Below are 8,172 nucleotides of genomic sequence, written 5' to 3'. Positions count from 1 at the left end.
CGCCGATGGCGGGCGCACCCGGCGCCTCCGGGACGCCGGGGCGGTCGTGCAGCCGGACCGGCGTGCCGCCGCGCGCCAGCGTGCCATAGCCCTGGACCAGGTCAGCAAGGCTGACACCCGCCCCCCCCAGAACCACCGCCAGGCCCGGCGCGTCGCCCTGCACCGCGACTTCCATCCCGGCCCGCCTGAAGGCCGCCATGACGCGGGCCGGCCCCAGGGCCTCGGCCACGCGGACGACGGGCAGGTTCAGCGACTCGGTCAGCGCCTGCCGGATCGTGACCGTGCCGCGGAAACGGTTGTCGAAGTTCTGCGGCTGCCAGCGGCCGAAGGCGGCGGGCCGATCCTCGATCAGCGTCTCGGGGTGGATCAGCCCCTCGTCGAAGCCCAGGGCATAGACAAAGGGCTTCAGCGTCGATCCGGGCGAACGCGGCGCGCGCGTCATGTCCACGAACCCGCCCGAGGCACCGTCCGCAAACTGCGCCGTGCCCACCTGGGCGAGGATGTCCCCGTTGCGGTGGTCGGCCAGCAGGATGGCGGCGGAAACGGGGTCGGCTTGTCCCGCGACCGCGCGGGCGGCCAGCCGTTCCGCCGCGACTTGCAGGCGGGCGTCGATGGTCGTCTCGATGGTCCGCGCGCCGGGGTTCTCGCGCCGCAGGCGGTCGGCCAGCAGGGCGGCATGGGCCGGAAAGGACCGGCGGTGTTCGGGCAGCGGCGTGGCGCGGGCGGTCCCGGCAGCCTCGGCGTCGATGATCCCCAGCGACAGCGCGCGGTCGATCACGCGGTCGCGCGCGGCCCTGGCTGCCGCACGCGCCTGCATCAGATCGGGGCGGCGGGTTTCCGGCGACTGCGGAAGGGCCACCAGCAGCGCGGCCTCGGCCGGGGTCAGGCGTCGCGGCTCCTTGCCGAACCACATCAGGCTTGCCGCGCGCACGCCCTCGGTATTGCCCCCATAGGGCGCCAGCCGCAGGTAGAGGTCGATAACCCGCTCCTTGCCCAGCCGCCGTTCCAAGGCCAGCGCCACCCGCGCCTGCCGCAGCTTGGCGCGCCAGTCGCCGGTCCTGCCGCGTTCCAGCAGCCGCGCGACCTGCATCGACAGGGTCGAGGCGCCGGACACGATCCGGCCATGCGTCACCGCCTGCCAGGCGGCGCGCAGGATGGCGCGGCGGTCGATGCCGTCGTGGTCGTGAAAGCGCCGATCCTCCCACCCGACCAGCATGGACAGGAAGCGGGGATCGACGCCTTCTTGCGGGGGCGCAAGCCGCCACAGCCCGTCGCCCACCGGAAAGGCCCGCAGCAAGGTGCCGTCGCGGGCCAGCACCTCGGTCCCGACGGGCACGGCCAGAGGCGGCAGCACCGTCGTGTCGATCCAGCGGTCCCAGGCGGCCCGGGCCCGGTCCGCGCCATGGGCAGTCAGTAACAGCACCGCCGCCAATGCGACAAGGCGGCGGCCGAGGCGCCGCCCGGCCTCAGGGCGTGATGATGGCGCGGCCACTGCCGGTCCAGCCCCTGCGTTCCGGGCGGTACATGTCGGCCACGGTGGCCGCCGGATGGGCGAAGTCGCCCGCCGTGACCGCCCGCAGCCGGTAGGCCATCCGGATCGGCCGGTCGTCGCGGCTGGTCACGGCGGCGGCGAAGCGGTCCTGCCGGAACTCGGTCATGTCGGCCCATTCGGTAAGTTCCAGCCAGTCGAGACCGCCCAGGTCGGCCTGCGTCAGCAGGTTGGGGTTGTCGATCTCGAAGCCCGCCGGCAGCGGGTCGGTGACAATCAGGCGGCCGCCGCTGGCGTCGAAGGGCCGGATCTCGACCACGGCGACCAGGCGTGTGCCGCGCGCGACCCGGGCGGGATCGACCGGCTCGCCCTCGGGGGTGTAGTAGCTGCGGCTGATGCCGAAGGCGGTGCCCCCTGCCGGCTCGGCCCCGACCGGCACGGCGGTGGCGCTGACCGTGACCGCCAGCAGTGCGTCGCCCGTGTTGGCCAGCGTCGTTTCCGGCACCGCGCCGGCCTCGCCGAGGTCGAGCGAAGGCGAGGACAGCGGCGCGCCGTTCAGCGCCAGCCCCCTGCCCGCGTCCGGTCCCGCCGTCAGTGCCTGCCCCGCCAGCACGATCCAGGCGGCTTCCTGCGTCGAAAGGCGTCCCTCGGACCCGTCCAGCGCCGCCGATATGGTGGCAACCGTGCCCTCGTGGTCGACGGCCTGGCTGCCCGCCTCGGCGGCAAGGGCCAGCATCCCCGCGCGGTCGCGCAGCAGCGTGCCGTAGTCGGACCGGAAGCCGGCATCGCGCTCGGCCCCCATGTCCGACAGGGCTTGGGCGCGACGGAACAAGGCGTCGGCTCGTGGCTGATCGCCAAGCGCCGCCAGCGCCGCGCCCAGTTGCGCGGCCGCCAGGGGCGAGGCGAGGTGTTCGGCCCCGGTATCGGCGTAATAGCGCAGGTCGCTGACGACTGCGGCACGTTCCCGCGCCAGGACATAGGCGGCGTAAGCGGTGGCCGCGTTATCGCCGGGGTCCGCGAACTGGGGATCGGGGGCGGCGTTCAGCCCGTTCTGCAGCGCGGACAGGGCATTGCGGAAGGCGGCCTCGGGCACGGCATGGCCTGCGGCACGGGCGCGCGACAGGAAGTCGGTAAGATAGGCATCCAGCCAGCGGTCGCCGGGTTCCGCGGACCACAGGCCGAAGCCCCCTTCGGGCGTCTGCCGGGTCAGGATCTGGGCGATCGCCTTGTCCACCGCCCTTGCGTCATCGGGTCGGGACGGCGCGCCTTCCGGCGCAAGGCCTGCCGCGAAAAGCAACGGCATCGCCGCCGAGGCCAGCTGCTCGCTGCAGCCATAGGGCCATTCGGCCAGCTGCGCGATGGCGCCGGGCACGTCGAGCGCGGCGAAGGCGCCGGTCGACAGCGTCACCCGCCCGGTGCCGGGCCGGAAATCACCAAGAGGGGACAGATCCAGCGGCATCGCCTCGCCCGGTGCAAGGGTCAGGCGCATGGCGCGGGTCACGGACGGGTCCAGCCGTTCGACCGGGATGGACAGATCCTTGGTGACGGTCGTGCCGCCGGGCAGGCCGGCCGACAGGCGCAGTTGCGCCAGACCCTGCGCATCGGGTGCGGTCAGGACCAGCGGCAGGTTGGCGGTCTGCCGTTCGGCCAGCGTGACCTGCGGGGCAAGGTCGGTCGCCAGCGCGACTTCTGCGGCGTTGTCGATGGACAGGCCGACATCGCCTGCGGGACCGGCGGCGTGGGTCAGGCGGACCTGCGCCTCGGCCCGGTCGCCGGGCGCGAGGAAGGCGGGCACCGTCGCCGTCACCACCACCGGGTCGCGCACCAGCATGGTCGCGTCGGCCTGCCCGACCGCCCCTTCAGTCCAGGCGACGGCCATCACCCGAACCTCGCCATTGAAGTCGGGCAGCGGCACTGCGACCGTCGCGCGCCCTTCCTCGTCCAGCACCAGCGGCCCCGAGAACCAGGCCATCAACCGTTCCGTGGGCGGCGGCGCCTGCATCTGCATCGACCCCGCGTCGCCCCCGCTGCGCAGCGTCCCGTCGGCCGCGCCCGAGGGCAGGATCAGCCGACCGTAAAGATCGCGCAAGCCCACGCCCAGCCGGCGCTGACCGAAGTAATGCGCCGTGGCCGAGGGCGGCTGGTAGCCGGTCAGGTTCAGGATGCCCTGATCGACGGCCCAGAGCGTTGCGTGGACTGCCTGCCCCGGCTGCGCGCCTTCGACGGCCAGCGTCACGGGCGCGGACCCGCGTGGACCCGACTCGGCAGGCGTCGTCAGGGTGGCTGTCAGCACCCGGTCGCCAGGGTCCACCGCCGCCGGGGCGATGCCCAGGGCGCGGACCGGCGCATGGCCCGCGCCTTCGGTCAGGGGCCGGATCGCGCTTGCGGCGACATAGACGCCCGCGTCCCAGTCATCCGTGACCGGCAGCGCAACCTCGTTCCGGCCCGCCGTCACCGGTACGGATTGGAGCGCGATCAACCGGTTCGACAGGACCGAGACAAGCGCCACGCCATCCGCCGCGGCCTCCAGCGTCAGCCGCGCCGTCTCGCCTGGGCGGTAGGCGGGTTTGTCCAAGGTCACGCGCAGCCGGTCGGGCGTGTCGCTGCCCGCGCCCGCCGCGCCCCAACCCGCGTCGAAGAGGATCGAACTTTCGGCACCGTCACGGGTTCGAACAACCAGCTCATAGCTGCCCCAGTCCACCGGGACCGCGAGGGTCGCGGGTCCCCCGGGCGTGGCCGCAAGCGTTCCCCCGTCCAAGCGGTCGCGGCGAGTCACCGGCTCCCAGTTCCAGTCGCCGCCGATGGCGAACCACTGATAATCGGTCCGGACGCGGTTGAGCGTCCATTCCAGATCGTCGGCCACCGGCGTCAGGTCGCGGCCCAGCGCGACGATGCGGAAGGCCGCCGTGGCGCCCTCGGCCACGCTGCCGCCCTCGAAGTCGGGGCGTATCCCCGGCGCGGCACGGCCGGGGGCAAGGATGCGCGTCGCCCGGCGTTCCACCGGACGGCCCGCGCCTTCGCGGACGGACAGGACCAGCGTCGCCTCCCACGGTCGGGCGGCGGCCTTGACGCCCGGCGGAAGGTCGATGCGGGCACTGAAACGCCCCGCGTCGTCCGTGCGCCCGGCGGGCATTCCGACGACGTCGGACTCGCCCGCATCGTCGTGGCGGCCGAAGACATAGCCCTCCCATCCCGGCAGGCTGCGGGCGGGCGACAGGCGCAACTCGCCCTCGACCGGCAGGCCGGCGGCGGGGGCGCCGAACAGCCAGCGGGCATCGAAGCCGGCCTCGACCGGCCGGTCCGCAGGCAGGACGCCATCCGGCAGCACCAGGTCGAAGTCGAGCCGCTCGGGGCGGAAATCCTCGACCAGCATCCGGGCCGAGGCGAGCGGCGGGCCGTCCTCCTCGACCCGCAGGTCGATGCGCCATGCGCCGCGCGGGGCATTGACCGGAATGGCGACATCAAGGATGTGACCGCCCGCCCCCGCCGGCCGAGGGGCAAGGCGCGCGTGTTCGACGCCGTCCGGCCGGATCACGCGGGCCTGCACCGGCAGGCCGTCCAGGGCGCGCGCGCGTCCATCGCGGGCCAGGACCGTCGCGTGCGCCGTTTCCCCGGCACGATAGGCGCCCCGGTCCAGGGCCACGAAAAGGTCGATCGGCGGGGCGGGCGGCGCCCCTTCCACGCCACGGTCTGACAGGTCGAATTCCGGGTCGATCAGCGACAGGAAGGCCAGATCCGCGATCCTGTCGCCCTCGCGCCGGGTGGCCGTGACGATGCCCGGCGCGGCGGCGCCCGTGCCGCGCACAAGGCCCGCGTCAAAGCGGGCGACGCCCTCGGCATCCGTCATCGCCGTTCCCAGGACGGCGTTGCCGCGAGAGACAAGCTGGACCTCGACCCCAGGACGCGCCGCGGCGTCTCCAAGGCCCCGCACCGCCACCGTCAGCCCGTCGCTGCCCTGGAACGTCGTCAGCCCCAGGTCCGAGATCATGAACCACTGCGAGGCGCGCGGGCTGCGGTCGGTGGACTGTCCCGGCACGGCGGCATTCAGCACATAGACACCGGGATCAAGGCTCAGCCCCGCCTGGCGCAGGTCGATGCGGGACGCGACCTCGGCATTGACGGGCCGCTCGCCCCCGCCTGTCGGGGACGCGACATCCATCTGCCCGCGCCATGTCTCGGTCCCCATGCCATCGGCGAAGCGGTCGGCCTTCCAGTCGTCCAGGGACGCGGCGAACAGACCTTCGCCAAGCGCCCGCACGATGTTGCGGTCCGACATGCGATACAGCGTCAGGTCCACCCGGTCGGTGTTGACCGTCGTCACCGCAAGGCCCTGGTCGCCCGTCGCGGGCAGCACATAGGCGCGCCCGGCAAAGCGCACCAGCGGGGCACGGTCGCGCACATATTGCGCCTGCTGGACGGTGCGGCGCAGGGTTTCGCCGTCATCGGACGGCAGCCCGGCACGCAGGGCGAAGCGCAGCACCGCGCCGCGCGGCGCGCCGGTGATGCACAGGTCATGACCCTCGACCTCGACCGCCAGTGCGGGATCGGGCAGTTGCACGAAGGGCCGCAGGTCGATCTGTCGCGCCAAGGGTTCCGAGAAGCTGGCGCAGACGCGGGGCCGGGTGCCGTCGGCATCGGCGCGGCTGCCGGTGACGCGGAAGCCGTGACGCTCCTCGTATCCTTCGCGCTCGGTCGCAAGGTCGGCGTTGGCAGGCTCGGCCTCGGCCGCAAGCCGGATGGCTTGCAGGGCGTCACGGCCGCGCCCGTCCTCCTCGGCCAGGCGCGCCCAAAGCCGCAGGGCCTCCGTGCCGGGGCCGGCGTCGCGCAGCCAGCCGTTCAGCGCCGCAAGCGCGGCCGAGCGGCGCAATTGCGAATTCCGCTCGCCCCCAACCGATCCGGCGGCCTGGTCCATGGCGACGGCAAGCGCGGCCCAGTCCCGGGCCAGATCGCTTGCGGCCACGGTCGCGCCCAGCCAGCGGATGCGCGCCTCCCCGTCCGCTGCCAGCGCGGCAAGCGCCCGCAGATCGGCGGCACCGCTGCCGATGTCACCGGGATGAAGCGTTCCCAGCCGCCCCGCCTGCTCGGACATCTGCCGCCGGTCCTCGGCAGTGATCCAGGGGGCTTTTGCCAGCTTTTCGCTTGCCCGCGCCAGCACGGCGTCGTCCGTTGCGACCCTGATGCCCGACTGCGCCCCCCCGAAGGCGATCGGCTCGGCCGGCTGCGCCTTGAGGAAGCAGGCGCGCGCGCGGGCGTTCCAGGTCAGCGCCTCGCAGCCGTCGTTTGCCAGGCAGGCCTGCACGCAAGCCTCCTGCCCGATCTGGCGGATCATCGCCAGGTCGTTGCCTGGCAGATCCGCGTCGGCCTGCAGGACGATGCGCGCCTCGGGCACGACATCCGACGCCGGACCCTGCGCCCCGGCGGCCCAGCCCAGCATGACCAGTGCCGCCGCCAGGGGCAGACACCTGCCCTGCTTTCCACCGCGCGCCATGCCAGCCCCCTTCATCCCCGTCGGGATCAGAGTGCCACAGCTGACACCCGCCGGGCAATCGCGCAGACAGGCTCCAAGCCCGGCCGCAAGGGAGGACGGCCAATGAAGACCAGAGATGGAAACCGGTCTGGCGCCGTCTGTTCGCAGGTTCGCACCGCGGACGCTTCGCCATATCCCGATGAGCACAGGAAGCCCGAGAACAGCGCCTTTTCGACAGCCCCTCTGCCACTTTCTGCTAGCTTGCTGAACAGTTCCGACCAAGAGACCATGAGATGATCTGGTCATCGGAGGAGAAGGCCATGGCAAACACTCAAGGCGTGCTTATTCATCCTTCAGTCGACAACGGCATCAAGCGAGGCAACCCCGGTTTTTCGGGCGGGACGCTGACCTGCAAATGCGCGACGAACCCGGTCAAGGTCCGGATCGGCGCGCAGACCGCCCACAACCACGTCTGCGGCTGCACCAAGTGCTGGAAGCCCGCCGGCGCGATCTTCAGCCAGGTCGCCGTCGTGTCGCGCGACGCGGTCGAGGTCCTGGAGAACGGCGACAAGCTGCAGGTCGTCAACAAGGACGCGCCGATCCAGCGCTATGCCTGCAAGGACTGCGGCGTCCACATGTACGGCCGGATCGAGAACAAGGACCACCCGTTCTACGGCCTGGACTTCGTGCACACCGAACTGTCGACCGAGGACGGCTGGTCGGCCCCCGAATTCGCGGCCTTTGTCAGTTCCGTCATCGAATCGGGCGTCGATCCGTCGCGGATGGACGGCATCCGGTCGCGCCTGCGCGAGTTGGGCCTTACCCCCTACGACACCTTGTCACCGCCCTTGATGGATGCCATCGCGACCCACATGGCCAAGCGCCAGGCGAAACCGGCGCCGGCCGAGACAAGGCAAGGCGCATCTCCCGAACCCGCCAGGGCAGCGCCCAGCGCCTCGCCCGCACCGCATCAGAGCCCGTCCCCGATGCCGCCCACCAGAGAGAGCGGGTCGATAGTCACCCGCCTGCTGAACAGGCTTTTCGGCGGCGGCCAGCGATAGGATGATGGTCATTGCGCTGGGTGACGAGACAGGCCTTGCCGATCTCGTCCCCTGGCAGGTCACTGCCTAGAGCATGTCGCGGGTATCGAGATTCAGGATTCCCAGCTAGCCTATGATGTGCTTCCCTTCTGCTGAGGCAGGTATGGGGGGTCTGA

General features: G+C 72.2%; 2 protein-coding genes and 1 pseudogene. 1 reads left to right on the top strand and 2 read right to left on the bottom strand.

The annotated features are described in order from the left end of the window. Together pbpC and J0F76_RS19190 are read right to left on the bottom strand one after the other, a co-directional pair. A partial coding sequence (gene pbpC / locus J0F76_RS19195) for a penicillin-binding protein 1C (RefSeq protein ID WP_341351626.1) occupies positions 1-1,423 on the bottom strand: 1,423 nt, incomplete at its 3' end. 43 nt (positions 1,424-1,466) lie between these two features. After that, a complete protein-coding gene (locus J0F76_RS19190; RefSeq protein ID WP_207471957.1) occupies positions 1,467-6,977 on the bottom strand; it encodes an alpha-2-macroglobulin family protein in 5,511 nt (1,836 codons plus the stop codon). 299 nt (positions 6,978-7,276) lie between these two features. Between J0F76_RS19190 and gfa the strand changes: the two are divergent. Next, a pseudogene (gene gfa, locus J0F76_RS19185) lies at positions 7,277-7,855 on the top strand (S-(hydroxymethyl)glutathione synthase); the annotation flags it as partial. Between the last annotated feature and the right edge of the window lie 317 nt (positions 7,856-8,172).

The sequence above is a fragment of the Paracoccus fontiphilus genome, assembly GCF_017356265.1.
Classification (GTDB): Bacteria; Pseudomonadota; Alphaproteobacteria; order Rhodobacterales; family Rhodobacteraceae; genus Paracoccus; species Paracoccus fontiphilus.
Note: the sequence above shows the minus strand (reverse complement) of the source record. Positions and strands in the feature narration are given on the sequence as shown.